Origin of the sequence: Enterococcus mundtii (genome assembly GCF_013394305.1) — a bacterium.
Lineage (GTDB): Bacteria > Bacillota > Bacilli > Lactobacillales > Enterococcaceae > Enterococcus_B > Enterococcus_B pernyi.
This window is the reverse complement of record NZ_AP019810.1, coordinates 2,128,719-2,154,269: the sequence shown is the minus strand read 5'-3', so window position 1 is coordinate 2,154,269 and position 25,551 is coordinate 2,128,719. Positions and strand designations below refer to the sequence as shown.

Below are 25,551 nucleotides of genomic sequence, written 5' to 3'. Positions count from 1 at the left end.
AATTCAATGCTATTATCAGAAATCACTTTACCAAATCAAACAATCTTAAAAAATCGAATCGTCAAATCTGCAATGAGTGAAACACTTGCCGACAAAGAAAATAACCCAACTGAAAAACATATTCATCTTTATCACCGTTGGGCTCAAGGCGGTAGTGGACTTTTAATTTCAGGAAATGTCATGGTCGATCGTGATCATTTAGGTGAACCTGGAAATGTTGTTATAGATGAAAATACAGATAAATCAATTTTAAAAGCCTGGGCCAAAGCTGGAACAGAAAACCATACAAAATTTATTTTACAAATCAATCATCCCGGCAAACAGTCACCCAAAACAATGAACTCACAACCGGTTGCCCCTACTGCTCAACCGATAGGTGAAGAACTTCAAGGATTTTTTAATCCTCCAAGAGAACTAACTACTAAAGAGATCAAAACACTGGTGGAACAATTTGTCACAGTTGGTAAAATAGCGGAAGAATCTGGTTTTTCTGGGGTACAGATCCATGGTGCACACGGCTATCTCATCAACCAATTTCTTTCTCCAGCAGATAATCAGCGAACCGACCAATACGGTGGTTCTTTGGAAAATCGGATGCGTTTCCTTCTTGAGATCTACCAAGGGCTAAGAGAAGCCACTACACCGGAATTTATTGTTGGTTTAAAACTTAATTCCACAGATTTTACTGCTCAAGGGTTTAGTGAAGAAGACTCGCGTCAAGTTATTTTAAGAATGGCGGAACTAGGGATCGATTTTGTTGAGATTTCTGGTGGTAATTACGAAAAAACAAAATTCATGGAGGTTGGGGAAGGGGCATTTTTCCTTGATTTTGCTAAAGATATCCAACAGCAAGTGACAACCCCAATCATTCTAACTGGTGGACTGACACAACCAGAAACAATGGAAGAAGTAATCATTAAAGAAAAAATTGCGATGGTTGGACTAGCACGAGCACTAGCAATGAATCCAGAGTTGCCAAATCAACTAGCAGAAGGACATGCTCAATCCATTCAGTTACCACGTCTAACGACACATCTGAAAAATCTCGACAAAAAAGCTGGGAGCATTATTAATCTTTCTTATTATGAACAACAAATGAATCGCTTAGCGACTGGTAAAGAAGCTAAATTTACAACCAACGCTTGGTCACCGCTTCTTGATGCAATGTTTAGACATGGTCTAAAAATTCTAAAACCAAGACGCAGATGATGGTTGCTAGTCAATCAATAAAAAGAAAATCCGTTCGACTTTCTGTTTCTTAGTCGAACGGATCTTTTTTTGATGCAACACAGAAAAACTTGTTAGTTACCTCCTAAACGGATTATCTGATCAATAAGAAGATGATATTTTTCAGCTATTCTTTTTGACCAGATAACATGAAAGAGCAAACCGATGAGATTCGATAAAACAGACTGTTCATATTCGTTACATTTCTTGTATCAAAATGACTCACATCTATTTCTCTTAAATTGCGCATCTGGGTAAACATACGTTCCATATTTGTTACTTGACTCGTATCTAAATACTCCATTCCTTCAATTGTTTGGACATTTCGTAAATTTTTCAAAAAATCCTTGGTTATGTTCCCCCTGCTCAGCATTCGATAAGACACTATTTCTTGTTCCAATCAAACTTCCCCGTAATTCGATCCTCCCCGTGATAACGATGCCTTGATCATTTCTTGATTCGCGGACGTATGATTAAAATAATCCGTCGCTCCATATCGACCACCAACATTATTTTCCTCATCGAAGATGCCAGAACTTAGAGTCAGTGTCCCAGAAGCATCGACTGTCCATGGAATCGTTCCTAATTGACCAGATTCAACGACTGCAGGATCAAACCCTTCAGTCTCATTAACAAACGCTTCTACATCGCTTTGCTCAATAGTCCACTCAGGCGCTTCTATAAGTTCAGTACTTATCTCCGCTCCCTCATAGAGCCTATCATTTTCAATTTCTTCAAATTGAGAAAACTCTTCTATCCCGTTTTCTTGCGGAATATTATTAAAATGGAACACATCGTCTTTTAAAACCAATTCGTCATTGCTATGTGCTTCTGGTGATTCCTCCGATTCTACGTGAATCGCAATTACTTGCCCAACTGGCAAAAGCATCATCATCATCACAACATTGAAAATCAAAAGTTGTTTTTTCCACAAACCTTTCTTTCTCATGTAGCCACCCACCCTAACTCTATATAAGTGAAAGAATTTGTCATTAATAGCTTATAGCCTACTCAAATAAACAATATATCTTAATCATGTATCTAATCTCTCAGCTATTAATAAAAAAGCTCTCTCTTTTTCAATAATATATCACCTCATTTAATCTTAATCCATTTATTATTTTTTTCTAATTCAGAAAAATTACTGTACTCACGCCTATTTCCCTGATATAAAAGAATGATTAAGTAAAAATAAAATAACGTTTGAAAGAAAAGATAAAAACAGCTCAAACCCTTACTTAGAATAAACTAAAAGCAAAAATTACATTATACTAAAAAAACACATCTTTATAACCATTAAGACAATGTGATGCACAACCTGAGATCCACTCCAATTCCCCTAAAAAAAGATATTTATTCCTCAAAATAAACCGAATCCCTTTTCAACTGTTCCTTGGATTATTGGAAGACAAAAAAAACTGACCTAATTTCTTAGATCAGCAAGTCTATCGATACAGTTGATTATAAATGGTTGGTTTCTTACAATTTTTTTGAAAAATCAATGTTTAAATTTTTGAAGTAATAAAAAATAGCAACTCAACCTTTAAGAAATTGATGATTCATTGCCTGTAAACTTAGTTGATCGATAGCCAGTGCTTGTTTCAAATAAGTTGGGATCGACCCGTATTCCTTTTCTACCACTTGATAAAAACGGTCCAAGTAACTACTGTCCACATTCAACGCAACATCTAAAGCAGCTAGATTCCCCTCAGTCAAGTGGACTTTTTTTGCTTGCGCCAAAATCAACGCATTTTCTTTTTTACGTAGTTCATTCGTACGTAAATAATCGACATAGATTGCCTTGCGAGGAACGTCTAATGACTCTAATATTAGTAAGGCTGCGATCCCCGTTCGATCTTTCCCAGCAAAACAATGGAATAAAAGACTTTCCTCTTGATCCAAAGTAAGTACTTCTTGGAAGAAATGAGCATACCCTTTCTGCGAAGTCGGATTCAATGCGATATCTTCATATATTTTTGTCATATAGTTCGTAGCTTTTTCAGGTGAGCCGATTTTCACAAAATCTTCCAGCCCAGCGCCTTCGTCTGCCACATCTTTCATGATGTCGATATGGATATATTTCGTCTGTGGAACCGTTTTATCTGGTCGAGCCTGAATTTCATCTTCGCCGCGTAAATCAACGATTTTACTTAAACGATAGGTGGTTTCTAAATGTCTAGCATCTTCTTCTGTCAAACTAGATAGTTCACCTGAACGCAAGAAAACATTTGTTAAAACTTCTTTGCCATTTCTATTTTTGATGCCACCGATATCGCGAAAATTTGTGATTTTTACCATTTCTGCAATGACCTTCCTTTTCCTATATTTTAGGATCGTTTCCACTTAGTTCCTCAGAAGCGGTTGCGTACTGCATCTGAAAGAACCACCAAAGATCCTTGTCAATTTATAGTCAATATACTCGACTGTGATTCCTCGTTTCTCTAATTCTTCACCAATAAAAGTAAATTCTGGATCTGTGATATACGTTGTCTCGTTGATCGGCAGTCCGTTCGTCGCCAATCGAGAGGCTTGTGCTAAAGACACCTCTACCCGATCCCAATGGCTTAACTGTTCTGGGATACCATTTAGGAACGCTTCTTCACACACGATCATCAATCCATCTTTGACAAGGCTTAATGCGCAGTCTAAATGCAGGATCGTCGGATGAAGTGGCACTTCGATCACTTTGTAGCCGAATCGTTTGACTAGATTTCTTAACCATTCAATACCACGAGTATTGGATGCTAACCCTGAGTTACCTGCAAAAATCGTTTTTCCTAATACTAAAACATCTCCACCTTCTAAGAAAGGCCCTTGATCTGAATCGATACCTTGCGAAATATCCGGCTTAGGAATAGAAAAATACAAGCAGTCATTCTCATTCGATTCATTCATGAGTAGCTCACGAATCGGTAGAATCTCATTTCTGCGGTGTGGGAGCTTCAATGAGCCTTCAATCAATAGATCCCCGATCGTAAAAAAGGGATCTCGAGTGAAAAAGTTACTGTAGCCATACTCTAGCCCTAGTTTTTTTTCAAAAGAGGTCAACTTTCTTGGTAAAAGGACTTCTACCTCATGTTTTTCTAGTACTTTTTGTAAATTCTTCCGTTCGACTTCCCAAGCTTTTTGTTGTTCTGGGAAAGCTTCACTAAAGTCTTTGCCTATCACTTCAGGCCCACTAAATAATTCATGGTTTTCTTCTGTCAAGAAATCGACACCGGTTAATTTTTTCGTAGGAAAGCCAAATTCAGACTGTGCTAAAACGACCCGTTTTAGCGGTGCAAACTCGCTTTTCACAAAAATATGATCCATCGTTTCTGCTCCTCCTCGATTTGTTCGAATCTTTACAGGAAATAACATGCGAAACCAACCAAAAATATTAAAACAATCAAAGCAATCATTGGTTCGACCCATGTTTTTTTCGAAGAAAGAAAGACATTTTTCTTATTTTTTACAAATCCCCAACCAAACTCTCTAGGGAGTTGTACTTCTAATATCATCCCACCTGATAAAGGCAAGAGTGCCACTTTATATCTGGATTTTGCAAACAAAAACAATGACATAAAATAAAGACCGAACTGGATGATTTTGATCAATCGAATGATTTGGATATTTTTGATTTTTCTCACTATTTCTCTCCTTCTATCCTAGCGGTTATCGTCTAACAATAACACCCTTTCTCTTTTTCTTAGGATATTTTTTAATTATTTGGTTAAAAGAGCGTTCTATTCTGTTACCTCTGCTCCCCAACCTCCACTATCTGCCAGAAGCAACTTTTTTTACTATAACATGAGTTGACTTCGTCTAGATCAAACCGATCATAATCGTTGGTTTTGGACTCATAACCTACAAAATCTCTCACTAAATAGCCCACATCCAGTCGATTGGAGGTGAGCTATTTTCTACCGAATTATTTCATTTCTACGCTTTCACCATTAGTCGCAATCACTTTTTGATACCAGTAAAATGATTTTTTAGGCGAGCGGGCCAGCGTTCCTTTGCCCTCGTCATCTCGATCGACATAGATAAAGCCGTATCGTTTACTCATTTCACCAGTTCCTGCACTGATCAAATCAATACAGCCCCAAGAAGTATAACCAATCAAGTCCACGCCATCATCGATTGCTTTCCCCATTTCTTGGATATGTTGGGCGAGATAATCGATCCGGTAGTCATCGTGGATCGAGCCATCTGGTTCAATTTTATCGACAGCCCCGAGTCCATTTTCTACGACCATCACTGGGATTTCATAGCGAGAATAGATTTGATTCAAGGTATATCGCAACCCGACCGCATCAACTTGCCAGCCCCATTCGCTTGTTTCAAGATACTCATTAGCCACCCCGCCAAATAAATTGCCGCCACTTTTATCTGACCGAGTATTTAAATCATCTGCAATACACGTACTCATGTAATAACTGAACGTATAATAATCGACAACGCCTTCCTTCAAGAATGCCAAATCCTCTTCTGTGATATCCACTTCGATTTTTTCTTTTTCAAAGTAGCGTTTCATGTAATAAGGATAGGCTCCTTTGACTTGGACATCGCCACAGAAATAATTTAACCGGTCATTCATTTGTTGCGTCTTCAATACATCTAATGGATGACAGGTTTTAGGATACATCGTGATATACGCCAACATACAGCCGATCTGAAAATCAGGATTGATTTTATGTCCAGCAATCACCGCTCGAGCAGAAGCAAGGAAGACATTGTGTAAGGCTTGATATTTTTCTGTTTCCGTATAAGTTCGATTAAATAATCCATTGATTTGTTTGCCATGTTCTAAGACACCAAAATTGATTTCATTGAAGGTCAACCAGTATTTCACTTTGCTTTTGTAGCGTTCAAAAAGTGTCGTTGCGTAACGTTCGTAATACTCGATCGTTCGTTTGTCTAAAAATCCGTCATACGTTTTTCCCAAATGAAACGGTAACTCAAAATGTGAGATCGTCACGATCGGTTCGATCCCATATTTATGTAGCTCATCAAACACTGCATCATAAAATTTCAACCCTTCTTCATTTGGCTGCTCTTCGTCACCATTAGGAAAAATCCGTGTCCACGCAATCGATAAACGATAGGCTTTAAAGCCCATTTCCGCAAATAATGCGATATCTTCTTTGTAGCGATGATAAAAATCAATCGCTGTATGGCTCGGATAGTAATACTTGGTTTCATCGATCACCAAATCAAAGGTACGTCGTTTCCCCATCTCACGATTGCCTGCACGATTGTGATCGCTGATCGAATCTCCTTTACCATTGACAGCCCATGCTCCTTCACATTGATTTGCCGCTGTTGCGCCACCCCATAAAAAATTCTTCGGAAAACTCATCAGTCATTGCCCCTTTTCAGTTTGATATGATAGCCTTACTGTTATTTTATTATTGAGTATAAAAAAAGACCTAATCAACCACCTAAAAAGGCCGTTGATCAGGTCTAGCTTAACTGAATAATCACTATCCTATCTAAAAAGATACTATTTTTTGTAAACGTTGTCAAACATTGATTTATTCGTCATCTTCAGCCAATGCAACAATCACTTGGTTCACATTCAAAATATTCTCTGCACCAGAGCGAACATATTCCGGCGCCGATCCAACCATTTGACTATTGATAAACTCGATGACCATTGGCATATTCATGCCCGCATATAATTCGATCGCTTCGCCTTCCATGATCAATTGGACAATACTATTGGCTGGCGTCCCGCCCATCAAATCACAAAAGACAACATAGTCTTCCAACGAAGAAACCACCGCAAGAAATTTTTCTTTGAAATCCTCTGTTCCTTCTTCCGGCAATAAAGGCACTGTATGAATATGAGCTTGTGGCCCCATGATCATTTCGGTACTTGCCTTTAGTCCTTCACAAAGTTGTCCGTGACTGACAAGAACTAACTGTTTGCTCATTTTCAACACCCTCCTATTTTGAGATCACACCTAAAGCGGATAAAACGACACAGATAATCAAGACGATAAAAATTGCTCTTGTTGATGTCATATTCTTTTTGCCTAATAACCAATAGACACCGCCAACGATCGCTGCTGGTAATAGTTTAGGAAGGATCATATCAATATTATTTTGCATGTTCATCGTCACATCACCAATGCTCGGCGCCCAGGAAACTTTCACATTCACCATTGTAGCAACTAATGCACCTACCATAAACACCCCTAACAAGGTTGCGGCATCTGTGAGCGCTGTTAATCGTGATTGCATCGTGGTCACTAAAGAAATCCCTTCTTTGTAAGCAAATTGCAATTGTTTCCAACGAAAGACCATGACTGCGATTTGTGCTACTATCCAGATAAAAATACCCGCGGGGTTCCCATTGATCGCCATATTTGCGGCTAATGCCCCAAAAATGGTCGGGATCAATGCGGCGAAAATGGAATCGCCAATTGCGGCGAAAGGTCCCATCAATCCAGCTTTCATCCCAGAGACAGTTTCTTTTGCAGCAATGCCCTCTTTTTCTTCAATTGCTAAATCGATCCCGGTAATGATCGTGTTGAAAAAGTTAGAGGTATTAAAAAATTGTGTATGAGTCTTCATTATTTCTTTTAATTCCGGCGTATCATCTCCGTAGATTTTTCGCAATTGTGGCAGGATCGTATAGAGATAGCCTGAACCTTGCATCCGCTCATAATTCCAGCCTAATTGGAAAGTCAACAAGCTTCGGCGGTTGATTTGTGTAAAGTCTTCTTTCGTTAACTTGTAATTAGATTTCGTCATCTTCGATTTCTCCTTCCTCAGAGGTTGTATGGGGACTTGCTACTTGCTGGTTTTCTGTTCGTTGATTGTTTTTATAGCTGATCGCTGCTAAAGAGAAACCGATCATTGCTACTGCCAACATCGGTAATGAATTGAAGGTTGCTGGCAAATCTTTGACGACACTTGCGACACTCGTGCCAAGCAACTGGACATTTGAGAACAACGTTGCTAATAAAGCAGTGATCGTAAAACCTAAAATCAGATAAGGAAAATGTTTCTTGACTGGTAAATAACGTAGTAAAATAGCAAAACCGACTGCTGGTAAAACGGCTCCTGCGACAGATAAGCCATCTCCTAACCATTTCAAATCGCCATTTAGCACAGCGACGACGTTTTCGACTAGTCCGCCACCAAATGCTAAGGCTAAAAAGACGGGGATCAAACGTGACAAGGACCAAGGAAGAGCACCTAATAAATAATTGCGTTCAATTGCTTTATAATTCATTGTTTCGACATGTTGGTCGATACGATGAGCGAAGTACGTATTCGCAAATCGAGCTAAAATATCCAATTGGATCATTAAACTAGCGACAGGAACTGCAATAGCTGCAATTGCCTGTTCTGGATTCATCCCTAATGAGATGGAAAAAGCAGTCGCTAGTATCGTTCCGGAGTTTGCATCGATCCTTGAAGCACCGCCAAATGTCCCAACACCTAGAACGGTCAATTGCATACTACCACCGATGATCAATCCAGCTTGTAAATCCCCCATGACTAATCCGGTGAACAAACCGGCAAAAACGGGGGCACTCATTGAGGAATAAATTTGTAGTTCATCTAAAATCTGATAACCTGCATATAAAGATAATAATAAGATTTGCCACCATTGAATGGACATCTACTTAACCCCCTTATTTATTCAAAAGACTCATAAAATCTTCTGACTTATCACTTGGTACCATTTGTGCGGTCAAATGGACCCCACGCGCATTTAACTGTTTGAAATCCTCAATATCCTTTTCCACCACATTAATCGATTTGGTGATTGATCTGGTTTCATTTGTCTGAGACATATTCCCTACATTGACTTCCTTGATCGGCACGCCTCGTTCAACAAGTTTCAATAATCGATCAGGTTTTTTTGCGACGATCAGTAAGCGTTGGGAGTCATATTTCCCAGCGAGAATATTCTCTGCGGCTTTTTCAATCGGTAAGACACTTAACTTTACTCCTGCTGGTGTGGCTAATTTCAAGCCACTTTTTTCTACTGTATTCATTGCGACCTCATCATCTACAACTAATATCCGAGTAATCGACAACTTCGTTACCCAAAGATTCGCGACTTGCCCATGGATCAAACGTCCATCGATTCTTACACCAATAATTGCCATTGTTCATTCTCCTTTACAAATAAATTGTTCATTCTCAAACTAAAGGTAACGCTTACATTATTCACCTGTTTTTTGATACCAAGGTGTCGCTGTCTGATTGATTACTTGATTCAAGTTCTCAATATTCTGTCTACCTTGTGTCCGTAACCATTTGACGGCTCCTTCTTTCCCAGCATCTACATAAGCTTTGACGCCATCTTTCCAAGTCGCTCTTCCGCACAAGACACCATTGAAGGTGGAACCTGACTCATGAGCAAAGACTAGCGTTTGTTGGAATAATTCAGAAGATACACCCGCACTCAAGAAAATGAATGGCAAGTGAGTCGCCTCGCTTTGCGCCTTGAAAAAGTCAGCTGCTTCTTTTTGACTATAGACGATTTCCTTGTCACCAAAACCTTCGACAAAGTTCATATTGACTGGTACTTCGACTTTCAAAACATCTACTTGGTAACGAGGATTGGAAAATTCTCTCATCATTTCAATCACTTTATGCGGTTTGACCTTTGCATACTCACGTGAAGCGCTATCATTTATTTTCGCATCATAAGATAGCAGTTCTAAATAAAACGGTCGATCCTCTCCTGCGCATTCACTTCCTAGACGTTCAATAAAGACGTGTTTCAAATGATTGATTTTTGGATCTTCATCAACGTCATAATAAAGTAAAAATTTCACTGCATCTGCTTGTTCTTCTTTTAATCTCAAGGAAGACCAGTCTCCTAATAGATCCGGTAACCGTCCAGGAGTCGATACATCATATCCCGTTTTTTCATACGCCAAGAGCAAACCAGCGGTTTGATCACGTACTTTGGCAGCGGGCAAACCATATTCAGGATCTAATAAAATAGCTGAAGCATAGGGCGTCAACTCACTAGAAACCAACGCTTTGAACTCAATCAATTGTTCATCTGTGGGTGTTTCTCCTAAAGCCGACAGCATTTTCTTCAATGCTCCCCGCTGATCGATTGCTAATGCACTGATGATGCCGTCTTTTGTTGCTAATTGTTCCATCGCTTTTTTCTTATTTGGTGTCATCGTTTTTATTGACCTCCTTGTTATTCATTTTGGTACTCATGGATCGTCACACCTTTGACTACTCGATTCACCGTTCCTGTCGGTGAAGGTGTGTCAGGCGTATTACCAACTTTGATCGACATCTGAAGAGCAATGATTTGTGCGGTCAAAATCATCACTACGGATAGATAGGCATCGGGTAATTCTAGCGCGGCTGGTTCTAGGAAAAAGTTTGCTCCAGAAAAGTCTCTTTGCGTCGATTGAGCAATGGCTAACACCTTTGCAGCAATAGCATTGCCATTGATTTCTTCCAAAATATCTAAATCATAGTTGCGTGTGTACGCTTGGTTCGTCACAAACCCGATCACTAAAGTTTGCTCATTGATAAAGGATTTTGGTCCATGACGGAAACCCATCGAAGAATCAAAGATCGTCGCGATTTTCCCAGCCGTCAACTCTAAGATTTTCAGCTGTGCTTCCCTTGTGGCACCAGCCAAGCTACCTGAGCCAAGATATGCAACCCGATTGAATGGTACTGCTAACACTTGGATCAGTTCTTGCTCTCTTTTCAGAACATCTTTGCCGATATGGCTCAAGGATGTGACATACTTTTGTTTTGTTTCTTGGTTCGTTTGATCAAACAGCCAAAGGGCACTCAATAGCATACATGTAAAGCTACCTGTCATGGCAAAGCCAGCGTCATTTGCTTTTTTTGGCATCAACAACAAGAAATGTTGCGATTGTTTACGTGAGACTTGTGCTAATTTTCCTTCTTCTGCACACGTAATCACTAAATGGAACAACGTATCCACAACTTGATCGGCAATTTTGACTGCTGCCAGACTTTCCGGACTATTGCCACTTCTAGCAAACGAAATCAATAACGTGGGTTGATCAGGAAACAAATACTCTCTTGGAGAAGCAACAATATCGGTCGTACCAAAACTATGAAAAGCAAACCGTTTGGTGTCTCCATGCTCATTCAAGTAAGGAACAAGCGTATCGCCTACATATTGAGAAGAGCCTGCACCGGTAAAGATGACTTGGATTTGTTGCTTGTTTGCCTGTTTTTCAAGTGCATCAAAGAAAAGGGCTAATTCATTTTTCTTCTCTTCTAAGATTTCCACAACCTCTTCCCACAGATCTGGTTGTTGTTTGATTTCTTCTGTAGTGATCCTTGCACCTATTTTTTCTAATTCATCCTTCGACAGTTCAAACATGTTATTTTCCTCCTAGATTACTCCGAACATGACGGATCTTATAATGGAATTGGTCTGCTCTGGCGACACTATCTGTGTATTCGATGATCTCGTTTTTGCTATTGAAGGTCGTCCGTTTCAAATGTAAAATTGGTGCCCCATCGCATATATGCAGTAATTCGGCATCATTTGCGTAAACAATACTGGCATAGAATTCTTCTTCTGCCACTTGGACATGTTGATCAAAATCTTCCAGAAAAACATCATACAAAGGCTTGCTTTCCAAAATCGGCAAATCAAGGCCAAGAAACAGTTTTGCTGGTAAATAAGACCGTTCAACCATCAAAGGGACATCATCCGCTAAACGTAGCCGCTTGATTTTGAAGATTGCTTCTCCTAGATTGAGATTCAATCGTTCAGCCAACTGCTTTGTCGCTGCTTGTTTTTCAAAAGCTAAAATAATCGTTTTCGGTGTACGCCCCAATGCCAACATTTCTTCTGTGAAGCTGTAAGCACCTGCTAAACTCGCTGCTTGATGCGATAAGTCACTGACAAACGTGCCTTTTCCATGTTTTTTATAAATATAGCCAAGTGTTTCTAATTCCTGCAATGCTAATCGAACCGTCGTCCGACTCACACCATAGTACAGACATAACTCCCTCTCAGACAGCAATTTATCATGCGGGATCATTTCTGCTTCAATTCGTTTCTTTAGTACATCAACTAGTTGATAATATAACGGTTTCCCTTTACGAGAATTTTCCATTTCTTTACCCCTTCCAACTGGTTATAACCACAAGACAATCGTAAAGTAATAATAACTACCTGTCAACATAAAAATCGCTTAAAAACCGCTATATAACAACGTTTTCACTAACTATATATAAAAACATTTTAAATACCTCGAAAATACCACTTAAAATAAAAAAACAGCATAAACTTCATAAAAAGAAGCATAAGGCTTAGCCTTAAAAAGCTTGTTTATCCTAGAAAATTTATAAAATAATGAACAAATCCAACGGTTCTTTTTCTTGCATTCCGCTAAATTCCAATGAAAAATAACAAAAAAAAAGAAACACTTCATTTCCCACGTCTAGGCGCTCAAAGTGTTTCTCTTTTGCTATTTCAAGATGACTAATCAACTAGCGACTAATCTTATTTTGCCAAGAAGAAGCTGTCTTCCTCAATACTCCATTTAATTCCTCAATGTTGTTTCTCCCTTGTTCAGCTAGCCATTTTATTGCTGCCTGTCTCCCTTGATCCACAAAAGGTGCCACACCATCTGCCCATGTAGCTCGCCCACATAAAACGCCATTGAACGAAGAGCCAGCGTTTTTGGCAAAATGCAACGTTTCTTGGAATCCTTCGGCACTGACACCTGCACTCAGAAAAATAAACGGTAAGTCAGTGGCTTGGCTTTGCTCGATAAACAAAGCGGATGCTTCTTGCTTGGAATAAATGATTTCTTTTCCAAAACCTTCAACATAAGTCATATTGACAGGTACTTCTACCTTCAAGACATCTACGTTGAACCTCGGCTCTGAGAAAATCTTCATCATTTCAATGACTTTTTTCGGTTTGATCTTGGCATATTCTTTGGAGGTCGTATCTGGGATCGTTGCATCATAAGATAGCAATTCTAAAAAGAAAGGAAGATCTTCCGCCAGACATTCTGAACCGATTCTTTCTACATATGCCTGTTTCCGTTCATTGACTTCTTCGCTTTCGTCTACATCATAGTAAAGCAAGAATTTGCAGCCATCTGCTCCAGCTTCCTTTAGTCTTTTGGCTGACCAAAAAGCTAAGGTATCTGGCAAACGTCCAGGTATCGTTGTATCATATCCTGTTTTCTCATAAGCCAACAATAGTCCAGCTGTCTTAGCGCGTTTTTCAGCAGCGGGCAACCCATATTCTGGATCTAAAAGAATCGAAGAAGCAAAAGGTGTCAATTCTTCGGACACGAGTTCTTTGAAATGGATCAAATCATCCACTTTGACCTCCTCTTGATGTCTCGCCATCATTTTTTTCAATGCGCCTCTTTGGTCAATCGCTAAAGCCCCGATGATCCCGTCTGGATTACTCATGTTTACCAATGCTTGGTATTTCCCCTCTGATACTTTCCTCATTTTTTCAACATCCCTTCTAACTTAGAATCAATCAAGCCAACAATTTCTTCTTGAGTGGAAGCAGTGATAAATGCTTGTTTAAAGCCTTCATCCATCAACATTCGTGCCATTTGTGAAAGAAGCGCCAAATGACTGGTTCCTGCTTCTGCAGCTGGAATAAACAACGCAATCACATACTTGATCGGTTGACCGTCTAAACTATCCCAGGCGACTGCATTCGTTAATTTCAAAATAATGATCGTTGGTTCTTCTATACTTTCACTTTTCGCATGAGGGATCGCAAAGCCATCCATCATACCAGTCGTACCTTCTGCTTCGCGTTGTTTCAAGCCGATTTCGACCGCCTGTTCATTGGTCGCTTTACCTACCTCAACGATTTTTGTTGAAAGAAACGCAAACACCGCTTCACAAGTATTCGCCGCCACATTGGTATAAACAAATAAATTTTCCATCAAATGAATCCTCTCCCTTTCACACACTCAGTGACTTTCTTTTTTGAACCAAGCCTAGTAATACTCCCCCTACAATAGAACCAGCAAGAATCGCAAGAATCCAAAGTAAGCCATGCGTCACTACTGGTAAAACGAGAAATCCGCCATGGGGTGCTGGTACTTGCACGCGAAAGAAATAGGTCAATACAGCGGCGATCGACGAACCAAGCATCATGATTGGCAAGACACGAAGCGGATCTTTTGCTGCAAAAGGAATCGCACCTTCCGTAATATGTGTTGAGCCTAGAATGATATTCACTAGACCAGCATTCTTTTCGTTTGGCTCGAAGTATTTCCCAAAAAGCAAGACCGCAAAGCCAGTAATCAACGGCGGAGCAATACAGGCTGCAGAAACTCCCGCCATAAAGCTAGTATTTCCTTGTGCTAACAGGGCAGTTCCAGTAACGTAGGCTGCTTTATTGATCGGCCCCCCCATATCGAATGCGCACATACAACCGACGATCACCCCTAATACTAAAGGACTTGAGTTTTCAAACCCTGCTAGAAAATCCATCATTCCTTCATTGATACTAGCCATCGGTCCTGAAATGACTGTCATGATCAATCCAGTAATCAACACCCCTAGTACGGGATATAAGAAAATTGCCTTTAAACCATCTAGTGTTTTAGGCAAAGGTTGTAACGCTTTTATTAATCCCAACACCACATATCCTGCCAAGAAACCTGAGATAATTCCACCTAAAAAACCTGTACCACCATCTGAGGCAATCAATCCACCGACAAACCCCACAACCAATCCAGGACGTTTTGCAATTCCTTCAGCAATAAACGCGGAAAGGACCGGCACCATCATACTCATTGCAAAACCACCGATTCGATTCAAACTCGCAGCAAATTCATTGTATTGCGCATTGGCAGGATCGGCAGAATAAATCCCCCATAAAAAAGAAATGGCGATCAAGGCTCCCCCACTGACAACAAAAGGCAACATGTGGGAAACACCATTCATCAAGTTCTTATAGATGCTGTGACCAACACTCTGTTGTGCATGTTGTTTTTCCTTATCTCCTTCTGCCATTTCGATTTTTTCAGAAATCACTCCTTCACCGTTTAAAGCCGCAGCAATCAATTGATCGGCTTCTTTGATCCCTTTCGAAACAGAAACATCAATGATCCGTTTCCCGGCAAATCTTTCAGGCTGAACATCTTTATCCGCCGCAATAATCACTGCTTCCGCTTCAATGATTTCTTGATCTGTCAAACGATTTTCTACCCCTACTTGTCCATGGGTCTCCACCTTGATCGTAATGCCTTTTTTCTTTGCTGCCTGTTCCAGTGCTTCTTGTGCCATATACGTGTGGGCGATACCTGTGGGACAACCAGTTGCAGCAATTAATCGATACTTAGCCATTATCTGAATTCCTCCTTATGAATGGTGATTTGTTTTTTCAACTCTGCGACATCGGTAAAATCAGTCAATCCTTTTTGAAACGCAGTCGAGCTACCCGCAGCTAAACTGTCCTTGAAACAATCCGCACTATTTTCTTCTTTGATCAATCCTGCCAGAAAAGTGGCTAGGAGTGTATCCCCGGCGCAAGCGGTATTAACGACTTTTCCTTGCGGGGCGTTTCCTGTCAAACAATAGTTTTCGTTCACATAGATCCCACCCGCTCCACCTAATGACAGCAATACATTTTGTGCACCTGCGGCTAATAGTTTCTTGCAATAGTTTACATATTCCGTTTCTGCTATTTCTTCATCAAACCATTCTGCCAATTCCTGCTCATTCGGTTTTAGTAAAAATGGTTGATACTTTAGACATCGTTTAACGATTTTAGCACTCGTATCTAAGATCAAGCGCACTTGATTCTCATGACAGATTTTACTGATCATTACTAAGATTTCTTCTGGTACACCTCTTGGCAGACTCCCAGAAACACAAAGATAATCTCCAGCTGACAAATGACTGATTGTCTCAAGCAATTCTTCCATCGCTAACTGGTCGATTTCTGGTCCACGATTGACCAATTTATATTCACTTGATTCCTCATTCACTTGTGTAAATACGTTGATGCGAGTCATTCCGGGTATAGAAACAAAATGAGCGTCGATTCCTTCCTTCGTCAAGCATTCCTCAATATAAGCCCCAGTAAATCCTCCGCTAAAGCCCAATGCAGTATTTGGTATCCCGAGTTTTTTTAAAATCAATGAAACATTGACACCTTTCCCATTTGCTTGGATATCATCATCGATTGAGCGGTTCACGACATTCGGTTTGAGTTGTGCCACTTCAATAAACAGATCAATCGCCAGATTCATCGTACATGTATATACGTTAGCCACCTGTATCCCTCCTCACTTTATCTACAGTATGGCCTGTTTTTGGATGTACATGTTTTCTAAATAAGCAAAATTTTAGGTAAATGTTTACAAAATAAAACTCATCTAAGTAAGGGTTTACATCAATGGTAGAATAAAAAGAAAAGGGGGAGGACTAAATGGAAACTAAATTAAGCGAGGCAGAACATTTTTTATGGGAGTATATGATGAATCACATCCAAGAAATCCCAAATCTATCAATTATCAAACTAAGCGAACGAGCCAACGTATCCACCACGACCATCGTTCGTACCATGAAGAAAAAAGGGTACGAAGGCTATACTTCTTTTAAGCATCATTTAAAGGAAAAGAAGAATACCACCATCAATTTTGCTACGGTCGATAAAGTAGATGAAGAAATAAAAACCTCCATTCTAAAAAACGAACAGGAAGTCGTGCGTACCATCAATCTATTGGATACAGGGGTAATCGAAGATGCGATTCAAAAAATCTGGAGTTCACAAAGAATCATTATCTTTGCCAGAGGATTTTCAGAAATGATTGGAGAAGAAATACAAACAAAATTCCAACTACTCGATAAGTATTGTGTCCTTCATACCGATCCAAATATCATCAAAACCGTTAGTCGCAAATTGCACAAAAAAGATGTCGTTCTTTTTATTTCCTTAAACGGTGAAACAGAAGAACTCGTAGCAGCAGCGGAGAATTGCTACCGCGAGGAAATCAGTTCGATCCTGATCACCGCATCACGGGAAAGTCGCTTGAACCGATTAGCAGAATTATCTTTGATCGGCTTCAAATCCGAAATCTCTTTTTTCCCTGAATATGAAGTCCGCTCTCGCCTGCCACTTTCTGTGATTGCGCGGATCTTGCTGGATTCGTATGCGATACGGGTGAAGAAGGGGGATTGAGGAACAAGTATAAGAAGCATCAATCACCGAAAATGTGAAGTTTTTTCGGTGATTGGTGCTTCTTTACGAAAGAGTTCATTCAATTTTATTTACGTTTGATTCATGACGTTCATCTACATTCATGTCTTGTCATAATGCCAAAACAAAACAAATAATCGAAACTACAACTGTCAAAACAAATTCAACCTTCACTTCCGTTCCATATGTTTGATTCGGTAGATAGATGGCTTTTCGTTCCGATTGATAAGGAATTTTAGGGCGGTTGGGTTGAGCAGACTCAATAAGTATTGATAATAAAATCAGTGTGAAGTAAATAGTATTTTGCTGGGCCGCAAAATAAATACTTGAAGCTAATAAAATTAAACTAGTCCCTTTGAGTATTCTAGCGTAGGTCATTGTTATCTCTCCATTCTATTCTTCTTTTATTTGTAGATTTTCTGTCCTGTTTTCTAACTATTTTCTATTATTTTTATACCTCCATGAGGTTGTGACAGAAGTGTCTAGCTCCGAGAAATAAGCCGAGAAAAACGAAAATTGTTCTTCAAATTTTTGGATTTCTCGGCTTATTTCTGAAGGAGTTACTTCTGGAACACCGTTTATTAAGTTTAAGGTTAGAAACAAAAATGAATTTTATTTTTGTTCCCAATCACTAGATAGGAGGTGAGAACAATTATTTGACTCACTCGGTTCACCTTCTCTAAAATTCTCATACGATCGATACTTTTATGTATTCATTTTTATTACTAACTAAATAGATGTGGTTCAAATTATTCCTGTTACTAAAAATGATACAATTCTAATTCCAAAATGGAGCAAATCATAAGAACTAAAATCGTGGGAATCAGCGCAAACACCACTTCCGTTCTAGATGTTTGATTCGGTAGATAGATTGAATTTTTTCCCGATTTGTAAGGAGTTTTAGGTTGCTCGGATTGGGTATATTCAATAAATAGTGATAGCATAATCAGTATGGTATAGATCGTATTTTTCATTGCAGCAAAATAGATGCTTAGCGCCAATAAAACCAGTTGGATTATTTTGAATATTCGAATGTAGGTCATCTTTCATCTCTCCATTCTATGTATAAATAGTAACCGATCCCTCTCTACAAATATATATACGTAAAGCACTAAAATATTACTTTAACAAATTAAAATAACTTCCATCTTAATCATATCAAAAAATATCAAAAAAAATTATTACATTCCTAAAAAGCTGTTTTAACAGCATAATCGTCAACATTTCCCTTCAACCCAAACAACTCTTACGAATAAATAAAAAAACGGAACAACAGGCTGAATGTTTCCATCCACCTGTTATTCCGTATTTACTATTACTTAAATTTAGTTTTTACTCCACAAATGGCTCTTCACCTAGTGCTTGTTGTGCCGCTAAGTTTAGTAAGCTCCATTGACGGTCGTGTCCTGGTTGGAAGAAGAAATCTGCTTCTGCCAAGTCTTCGATCGTTAATTTTTGTTGGATTGCTAGTGCTAAGACATTGCCTTGTGCAGTGATGTCCTTCGTTGATAAAACAGCGCCACCTAGCAATTGGTGCGTAAATGGATCATAGGCTAATTGTACAGCTGCTTTTCCGTTCCCAAATTCTTCTGGTACGAATTTTGGACGGATCGTATCTTCATAGAAGGCTGTTTTGATGGCTACGCCAGCGCGATCAGCTGTGAAGCTGTTCAAGCCACTTGCAGCAAAATGATAGTCAAACACACGTAACGCAGATGAGCCGACTAAGCCACCAAATGGTTTGCTTGGTGTTTGTTCAAATAAGTGTTGAACGACATAGCGTGCTTCTCGACGTGCAACTGTTGCTAATGCGATCGGCACTTTTTTGCCTGCTGGGATCGAATAAGCAAGTGTTGCATCTCCTACTGCATAAACATCAGGTAAGTTTGTTTGTAGGTATTCATCTGTGATGATCCAGCCACGTTCATCTAAATCAACGATGCCTTTCAACCATTCGGTATTCGGTTTGACACCGGCAGCTTGGATGATCAAATCTGTTTCGATCGTGCCACTGTCTGTTTCGATGGCTGCGACTTTACCGTCACCTGTGAAGGCTTTGATATTCACGCCAGTTTTGATGTTCATGCCTTTTTCTTTTAAGTGCGCTTCTAAGATATCTGTCATTTCCTTATCTAAGTAAGTACCTAAAGGACGATCGATCATATCTAATAACGTTACTTCTTTCCCTGCATTCAAGAAAACTTCTGCTGCTTCGATCCCGATGTAACCTGAACCGATCACAGCTACTTTTTTCACTGCTGGGTCTGTCATGCGTTCTTTGATTTTCGTTGCCCAATTATAGCCACGCATCAAATATACATTTTCTAAGTCTGTTCCTGGAACAGGTAATGAGTTTGGTTTAACACCTGAACTCAAAATCAATTTATCGTAAGCATACTCTTCTGTATGTCCATCTTCTTTACGTGTAACTGTAACTGTTTTTTTATCTGCATTGATTGTGTTTACTTCGTGGTTATTTAATATCGCCACATTTGGTTGCGGAAAGTTTTCCGGTCTGAAATTACGGACATCATTCACACTAGTGACTTGATCCTCTAAATATAATTCCATGCCGCATGACATAAATGAAACATAGTCGCCTGCTTCAAACAAGGTGATATCCACATTTTCTCCGTATCTAGATAGTAATTCTAAAATGGATTGATGCCCTCCATGTGATGCACCGACAATAATTACTTTCGTTTTTTCCATTGACAAAACCCTCCTCATAACAATTGTTTAGAATCATTCTAAACAATTTTACGATATCATTCTAAGAATAATAATGCAAATGAAAAGGCTTGCCTAAAAATTTTATTAGTTATTTTAATATTATTTTTTTAATTGTGCTAAAAATGTGCCGATACGTTTACACGCTTCTTGTAGGTCATCCATCCCACTTGCATAAGAGATTCGGATAAATCCTTCACCTTCCGGTCCAAAAGCTGAGCCAGGGATACAGGCAACCTTACCTTGTTCTGCGAGTGCTAAACAAAAATCCCACGAATTCATCTGGATTGTTTCTGGTAAGCGACAGAACAAATAAAACGCACCATCAGGTTGAGAGATTTGAAAACCTAATTCCGTAAGTTGCGGCAATAGATAATCTCGGCGTTCGACGTAGCGGGCCTTCATTTTTTCCCCTTCGTCCATACTCGTTGTCAAGGCTTCGACCGCAGCTTTTTGAGAAATCGTTGTGGCAGAAGTAACTAAATATTGGTGGACCTTGATCAATTCATCGATCACTGGTTTTTGAGCAAAGAGAAACCCAATGCGCCAACCAGTCATGGCATGAGATTTAGAGAGTCCATTCACGACGATCGTTTGTTCAGGCAAGTACGTAGCCATCGAGACATGATCTCCCACGTAGTTCAACTCCGAGTAAACTTCGTCACTGATGACAAAGACTGGGTGCTGGCTTAAAACTTCTGCAAGTTTGCTCATTTGCTCCGCAGATAACAATGTTCCCGTTGGATTACTTGGGTAATTCAAAATCACTGCTTTGATTTCGTCTCCGTATTTGGCAAACGCCTCTTCTAGTTGTTCTGGCTGACAAATAAAGCCAGTGTCTGATGTATCGATCGTGATCAATTCGGCGCCTGCTAGATCAACAATTGGTTGATAGCCGGGATATGCAGGTGCTGGGATCAATACTTTATCCCCTTCTTCTAAGACCGCTAATAAAGCTGTCGCGATCGCTTCTGTGGCACCGATCGTTGTTAGTACTTCCGTTTGCGGATCATAAGAAAGACCGTAACGTTCTTTTTGGAAGAAACAAGCTGCTTCACATAATTCTGGTAAACCTCTCATCCCGGTATAATGAGAATAGTTTTCTTTGATGGCTGTGATCCCTGTTTCTTTGACTGCTTCAGGTGTTGAAAAATCTGGCTCACCTAATGTCAATTTGATGATGCCCGGAATGCTTGAGATTTGCTGATCGAACATACGGATCTGCGAGACTTCGATTTTAGCCAGCCTTGGATTAAAACGATGGTGTAGATTCATAGACTTCTCCCCTTTTGGTTACTATCCTTATTTTTTCAGAAAAGTTCCTCGGTGTAAAGGATTGTTTGGTACCATTCCAATCCTTTTTCTAAAACAGCCATGTCGAAATCAAAGGTGGCATCATGCAGGGCTGGTGTATCACCTACACCTAAGAAGAAAAAGACACAAGGATAGTGTTCCGTATAAACACCAAAATCTTCTGCTTGTAAGACAGGCTCAGCCAACTCATGTAATAACTCTGAGTGGGCAAGTGCTGCATACAACTGTTCATCGTTACGTACAGCAGGATACCCATCGTTATAACGAAATGAGATTTTCGCTGGGGAAGTTTGTTGGAATTCTTTTGCTAGTCGTGCTAGTTGCATCTTTAAGTCCGTTTGGGTCTTACGACTGTATGAACGAATGCTGCCTGAGATCACGACTTCATTGGCTAAGACATTGCGGATCGTCCCACCTGTAATCTGACCAAATTTCAAGAGATGTTCAAGGTTTTCTGGCAGAGATTCATCAAAGTCATAGACTTGTTTCATAAAACGCACAGCTGCTTCTAGACTGTCGATGCCTTGACTGCTTGAGGCGATATGCGCAGATCTGCCTTGGACGATGATATCTGTTTCACTACTTTGCGCCATCAACGCACCTGGTCGTGAAAATACTTTTCCTTCTGGCAAGCCTGGCCATAAATGAAAACCAAAGATTGCCTGTACCTTGTAATGTTCCAACCACCCAGAACGGATCACACTATCTGCCCCGCCAGCAATTTCTTCTGAGGGTTGAAAAATCAAGACGATATTGTGCCGCATCTCTTGACGGTGCGTAGCAATATAATCGGTCAATCCTAAGAGCATTGCCATATGACCATCATGTCCGCAGGCGTGCATGAATCCTGGGTGTGTAGACGCAAAAGGTAACCCTGTGGCTTCAGTGATGGGCAACGCGTCGATATCTGTCCGAAAAGCAATCGTTGTGTCTTGTTGCTGATCAAAATAAACCAACAAGCCTGTCTCATCGATTTCATGGATCACGCCACCACAGTTTTTGATTTGTTCGTAAAGGTATTCTTTCGTTTTAAATTCATGAAAGCCAAGTTCAGGAATTTGATGTAACGCCATTCGGTGTGTTGCCAACATGTCGCCTCACCATCCCTTCATAGATTCCTTTTACCACGGTTTCATATTGTGTATTGGGTACGCCGATGATCAAATTCAACTCTTGCGCACCTTGCGATAAAATCGAGGTCCTGATTTCTAACTCATTCAAAATCGATAATACTTTTCCAGAAAGTCCAATTGGTTCCTTATGTGGGCCACCTACAACAGAAATCAAAGCCAAGTCTTCGATGATCTCGATTTCCTCTACGCCTAATTCCTCACGTAATTCTTTCGTGATCAAAAACAATTTATCCATGATCAATTCCGCCGAAACGACGACACCGATATTATCGATGCCAGAGGGGATATGCTCGATCGAGATGCCATGTTTTGCAAAAATACTCATGGCTTTCCAAATAAAACCGATCTCGTCTGACATATGTCGTTTGAACAAGGTGATTGAAAGAAAGTCTTTTCTTCCTGCAATCCCCGTCAATCCATTTTCTTTTTCGACTTCATGATTTGAGATTTTTGTTCCATGATCATTCGGTCGATTCGTATTTTTGATTTGGATCGGGATATCAGCTTCTTGTACAGGAAAAATCGCGGATTCATGCAAGACATTGGCACCCATATAAGCCATTTCTCGTAATTCACGGAAAGAGATCTCTTCAATGACTTTCGGTGAGTCAATGATTCTTGGGTCTGCCATCATGATGCCTGAAACATCCGTCCAATTTTCATAAAGATCTGCCTGTAAGGCACTTGCTAAAACGGAGCCGGTAATATCACTGCCCCCACGACCAAGTAATTTTTCTTTTCCTGCTGGGTTGGCACCATAAAATCCTGGGACGATCAACTTTTGGTGTTTCTGGTACATCTCGCGTACTGCTTGCTCTGTACGCGGAAAGTCGATGCCTCCTTCATAATCAAAGTAGATCAGCTCACTTGCGTCTGCAAAGGTATACCCTAAATATTCCGCCATCAATTGCGCAGTCAGATACTCCCCACGACTGACTAAATAATCGATCGTCACTTTTTCCTGTTTTAGATGTGTTTCGATCGTGGTTAATTCTTTTTCAATCGGAAAGTCGAGTGACAGAAGATCCCTAACTTGAATAAAACGTTGTGTGATCCGTTCCCATAGTGGCGTCCAATCAACCTTATGTTGAAGATACGCATGGATCAAATAGAGTAAATCGGTCACTTTATCGTCTTCATCGGTTCTTTTTCCTAAAGCGGAAACGACAACGACTTCTCGATTAGGATCAGCTAACACGATCTCACGGACTTTACGGAACTGTTCTTCATGAGACATCGAGCTTCCACCAAATTTTGCGACTTTCATGAAAGGACCTCCTCTTGTAGAAGCGCCAAAGCAATTTGCACCGCGTTAGCCGCAGCGCCTTTGCGAATATTGTCAGCCACGGTGTAAAAGAGTAAGCCATTTTCAACAGAGAGGTCGCGACGAATACGCCCAACGTATACTTGGTCTGTGCCTCTTGCTAATGTACTTGTGGGATATTGGTGTTCTGCTAAGTTATCGACAACCAAAATCCCTGGAAACTGACTGAAGCAAGCACGGATTTGTTCCAATGAAAATTCCTTTTCTAACTCAACAGCAATCGAGACACCATGGCCATTTTCAATCGGTACACGGACACAAGTCGCAGATACAGGCAAATCTGGTTGATGCAAGATTTTTTTTGTTTCATTGATCATTTTTTGTTCTTCTTTGGTATACCCATTTTCCATTGGGCGATCGATTTCTGGAATGACCGTTTGACTGATGTCATGGGGATAAAAAGTTGCTGGTTCACCATTTTTTGTCGCCTGTAGATCAGCGATTCCCTGTTGCCCTGAACCTGAAACAGCTTGATACGTCGTGTAATTGACACGTGTCACACCAAAGGTATTCTGTAGTGCTTTCAGTGGTAACACGGACTGGATCGTCGAACAATTTGGGTTGGCAATCAATGGATCTAACGTATGATCCTCTAGATTTACTTCAGGGACGATCAACGGGATCGTAGGATCTTCTCGCCACGCTGAAGAATTATCGATGACTACTAAGCCGGCTTGACGTGCAATTGGGCCAAATGTTTGAGACACGGATGCTCCAGCTGAAAAAAGCGCCAAATCATACCCAGAAAAAGAAGTCTCAGTCAGTTCTTCGACAACATACTCTTTTCCCTTAAACACAGACAGACTCCCCGCAGAGCGTTTGGATGCTAAAAGCTTGAGTTTTCCTACTGGAAAATCGTACTCCTCTAATACTCTTAACATAGTTTGACCGACTAATCCCGTCGCTCCGACAATACAGGTATCTATTTCGCGCATGTTTTTCATCCTTTCTTTGCCTACAATTCTCTTAGTGCTGCAATCAATGCGGTATTTTCTTTGGTTTGATCATCTTTTATTTTTAATACACGTGCCGGTGTACCACCAACGACCGTCTCAGGGGCAACGTCTTCTAAAACGACTGCACCTGCTGCGACGACTGCATTCTTTCCAACACGAACGCCTTCGACGATCACTGCATTCGCACCAACTAATACACCATCTTCGATCACTACTGGTTGAGCGGAAGCTGGCTCGATGACTCCAGCTAACACAGCTCCAGCACCGATATGACAATTCTTACCGACAGTCGCACGTCCGCCTAGGATTGCTCCCATATCGATCATGCTATGATCCCCGATCTCAGCACCGATGTTGATCACAGCGCCCATCATGATCACTGCTTGATCGCCGATGGTCACTTGATCACGAATGACAGCGCCTGGTTCGATGCGAGCGTTGATGTCTTTGACATCCAGTAAAGGAACTGCACTGTTTCTAGCAGTTTGTTCTAGTTCGATCGCTAAGATTTTTTCCGCTTCTTTTTCTAGTACCGGCGCGATGTCTTTGTAATCTCCAAAAACGATTGGACTATGCACTTCACCAAATACTTTCGCATTCGGAAACTCGACAGGTTCTGATACATTTAAATAAACTTTGACTGGGGTCTTTTTTTCTGCTGTTTGAATAAAACGAATGATTTCTTGTGCGTTCAAC

At 40.3% G+C, this 25,551-nt stretch carries 27 protein-coding genes; 2 read left to right on the top strand and 25 right to left on the bottom strand.

Annotated elements, in window-relative coordinates; genetic code table 11:
- Window positions 1–6 precede the first annotated feature (6 nt).
- Window positions 7–1,209: an NADH:flavin oxidoreductase/NADH oxidase family protein gene (locus HZ311_RS10320; RefSeq protein ID WP_178946650.1), complete on the top strand. Its 1,203-nt coding sequence runs from the start codon at window positions 7–9 to the stop codon at window positions 1,207–1,209.
- Between the two features lie 145 nt (window positions 1,210–1,354).
- On the opposite strand, the gene HZ311_RS10315 is transcribed toward HZ311_RS10320, so the two are convergent.
- From HZ311_RS10315 to pfkB, 17 genes are all read right to left on the bottom strand, one after another.
- A complete protein-coding gene (locus HZ311_RS10315) occupies window positions 1,355–1,627 on the bottom strand; it encodes a BspA family leucine-rich repeat surface protein (protein WP_023519117.1) in 273 nt (90 codons plus the stop codon).
- A complete protein-coding gene (locus HZ311_RS10310; RefSeq protein WP_023519116.1) occupies window positions 1,628–2,176 on the bottom strand; it encodes a hypothetical protein in 549 nt (182 codons plus the stop codon).
- Window positions 2,177–2,763: 587 nt separating this feature from the next.
- Complete coding sequence (locus HZ311_RS10305; protein WP_070097503.1) at window positions 2,764–3,525, bottom strand: tyrosine-protein phosphatase; 762 nt, start codon at window positions 3,523–3,525, stop codon at window positions 2,764–2,766.
- Window positions 3,526–3,570: 45 nt separating this feature from the next.
- A complete protein-coding gene (locus HZ311_RS10300; RefSeq protein WP_023519114.1) occupies window positions 3,571–4,539 on the bottom strand; it encodes a dimethylarginine dimethylaminohydrolase family protein in 969 nt (322 codons plus the stop codon).
- 32 nt (window positions 4,540–4,571) lie between these two features.
- On the bottom strand, window positions 4,572–4,856 hold the full coding sequence (locus tag HZ311_RS10295; protein WP_023519113.1) for a hypothetical protein: 285 nt from the start codon (window positions 4,854–4,856) through the stop codon (window positions 4,572–4,574).
- 281 nt (window positions 4,857–5,137) lie between these two features.
- Window positions 5,138–6,568: a glycoside hydrolase family 1 protein gene (locus HZ311_RS10290; protein ID WP_023519112.1), complete on the bottom strand. Its 1,431-nt coding sequence runs from the start codon at window positions 6,566–6,568 to the stop codon at window positions 5,138–5,140.
- A 175-nt stretch (window positions 6,569–6,743) separates the two neighbouring features.
- Window positions 6,744–7,145, bottom strand: a complete 402-nt coding sequence (locus tag HZ311_RS10285) for a PTS sugar transporter subunit IIA (RefSeq protein ID WP_023519111.1) — start codon at window positions 7,143–7,145, stop codon at window positions 6,744–6,746.
- Between the two features lie 13 nt (window positions 7,146–7,158).
- Entirely contained in the window at window positions 7,159–7,968 is an 810-nt protein-coding gene (locus HZ311_RS10280; RefSeq protein ID WP_010736307.1) for a PTS system mannose/fructose/sorbose family transporter subunit IID, read from the bottom strand.
- Window positions 7,955–8,845, bottom strand: coding sequence for a PTS mannose/fructose/sorbose/N-acetylgalactosamine transporter subunit IIC (locus HZ311_RS10275; protein ID WP_062805684.1), 891 nt, complete (start codon window positions 8,843–8,845; stop codon window positions 7,955–7,957). The genes HZ311_RS10280 and HZ311_RS10275 overlap by 14 nt, the downstream gene beginning before the upstream one ends.
- Window positions 8,846–8,858: 13 nt before the next feature.
- Window positions 8,859–9,338, bottom strand: coding sequence for a PTS system mannose/fructose/N-acetylgalactosamine-transporter subunit IIB (locus tag HZ311_RS10270; RefSeq protein ID WP_010736309.1), 480 nt, complete (start codon window positions 9,336–9,338; stop codon window positions 8,859–8,861).
- 57 nt (window positions 9,339–9,395) lie between these two features.
- The gene (lacD, locus tag HZ311_RS10265) at window positions 9,396–10,373 is read right to left on the bottom strand and encodes a tagatose-bisphosphate aldolase (protein WP_137071990.1); all 978 of its coding nucleotides are present in this window, start codon (window positions 10,371–10,373) and stop codon (window positions 9,396–9,398) included.
- Window positions 10,374–10,393: 20 nt separating this feature from the next.
- Window positions 10,394–11,572 carry an SIS domain-containing protein gene (locus HZ311_RS10260; RefSeq protein WP_023519108.1) on the bottom strand — a complete coding sequence of 393 codons (1,179 nt, stop codon included), beginning with the start codon at window positions 11,570–11,572 and terminating at the stop codon, window positions 10,394–10,396.
- A 1-nt stretch (window position 11,573) separates the two neighbouring features.
- Window positions 11,574–12,317: a GntR family transcriptional regulator gene (locus tag HZ311_RS10255; RefSeq protein WP_023519107.1), complete on the bottom strand. Its 744-nt coding sequence runs from the start codon at window positions 12,315–12,317 to the stop codon at window positions 11,574–11,576.
- 376 nt (window positions 12,318–12,693) lie between these two features.
- Entirely contained in the window at window positions 12,694–13,677 is a 984-nt protein-coding gene (lacD, locus tag HZ311_RS10250; RefSeq protein ID WP_023519106.1) for a tagatose-bisphosphate aldolase, read from the bottom strand.
- Window positions 13,674–14,129 (bottom strand): fructose PTS transporter subunit IIA, encoded by a 456-nt coding sequence (locus HZ311_RS10245; protein ID WP_041684169.1) that lies wholly within the window; start codon window positions 14,127–14,129, stop codon window positions 13,674–13,676. Before HZ311_RS10245 ends, lacD (HZ311_RS10250) begins: the two co-directional genes overlap by 4 nt.
- A gap of 19 nt (window positions 14,130–14,148) precedes the next feature.
- Window positions 14,149–15,540, bottom strand: coding sequence for a PTS fructose transporter subunit IIC (locus HZ311_RS10240; RefSeq protein WP_178946649.1), 1,392 nt, complete (start codon window positions 15,538–15,540; stop codon window positions 14,149–14,151).
- Window positions 15,540–16,472 carry a 1-phosphofructokinase gene (pfkB, locus tag HZ311_RS10235; RefSeq protein ID WP_023519103.1) on the bottom strand — a complete coding sequence of 311 codons (933 nt, stop codon included), beginning with the start codon at window positions 16,470–16,472 and terminating at the stop codon, window positions 15,540–15,542. Before pfkB ends, HZ311_RS10240 begins: the two co-directional genes overlap by 1 nt.
- A 155-nt stretch (window positions 16,473–16,627) precedes the next feature.
- Between pfkB and HZ311_RS10230 the strand changes: the two genes are divergently transcribed.
- Entirely contained in the window at window positions 16,628–17,380 is a 753-nt protein-coding gene (locus HZ311_RS10230) for a MurR/RpiR family transcriptional regulator (protein ID WP_010736317.1), read from the top strand.
- Between the two features lie 129 nt (window positions 17,381–17,509).
- On the opposite strand, the gene HZ311_RS10225 is transcribed toward HZ311_RS10230, so the two are convergent.
- The 8 genes from HZ311_RS10225 to dapD all read right to left on the bottom strand — a co-directional run bounded on the left by HZ311_RS10225 (window position 17,510) and on the right by dapD (window position 25,550).
- The gene (locus tag HZ311_RS10225; protein WP_019723856.1) at window positions 17,510–17,776 is read right to left on the bottom strand and encodes a hypothetical protein; all 267 of its coding nucleotides are present in this window, start codon (window positions 17,774–17,776) and stop codon (window positions 17,510–17,512) included.
- Between the two features lie 383 nt (window positions 17,777–18,159).
- The gene (locus tag HZ311_RS10220; protein WP_010736319.1) at window positions 18,160–18,441 is read right to left on the bottom strand and encodes a hypothetical protein; all 282 of its coding nucleotides are present in this window, start codon (window positions 18,439–18,441) and stop codon (window positions 18,160–18,162) included.
- 289 nt (window positions 18,442–18,730) lie between these two features.
- Window positions 18,731–20,110, bottom strand: a complete 1,380-nt coding sequence (locus tag HZ311_RS10215) for an FAD-dependent oxidoreductase (protein WP_010736320.1) — start codon at window positions 20,108–20,110, stop codon at window positions 18,731–18,733.
- A gap of 120 nt (window positions 20,111–20,230) precedes the next feature.
- Entirely contained in the window at window positions 20,231–21,403 is a 1,173-nt protein-coding gene (locus tag HZ311_RS10210) for a pyridoxal phosphate-dependent aminotransferase (protein ID WP_023519102.1), read from the bottom strand.
- 35 nt (window positions 21,404–21,438) lie between these two features.
- Complete coding sequence (locus tag HZ311_RS10205; RefSeq protein WP_023519101.1) at window positions 21,439–22,533, bottom strand: amidohydrolase; 1,095 nt, start codon at window positions 22,531–22,533, stop codon at window positions 21,439–21,441.
- A complete protein-coding gene (locus tag HZ311_RS10200) occupies window positions 22,493–23,842 on the bottom strand; it encodes an aspartate kinase (RefSeq protein ID WP_023519100.1) in 1,350 nt (449 codons plus the stop codon). Before HZ311_RS10200 ends, HZ311_RS10205 begins: the two co-directional genes overlap by 41 nt.
- Complete coding sequence (locus tag HZ311_RS10195; protein ID WP_023519099.1) at window positions 23,839–24,834, bottom strand: aspartate-semialdehyde dehydrogenase; 996 nt, start codon at window positions 24,832–24,834, stop codon at window positions 23,839–23,841. Before HZ311_RS10195 ends, HZ311_RS10200 begins: the two co-directional genes overlap by 4 nt.
- Before the next feature lie 20 nt (window positions 24,835–24,854).
- Window positions 24,855–25,550, bottom strand: coding sequence for a 2,3,4,5-tetrahydropyridine-2,6-dicarboxylate N-acetyltransferase (gene dapD, locus HZ311_RS10190; RefSeq protein WP_019723553.1), 696 nt, complete (start codon window positions 25,548–25,550; stop codon window positions 24,855–24,857).
- Window position 25,551: the final 1 nt, after the last annotated feature.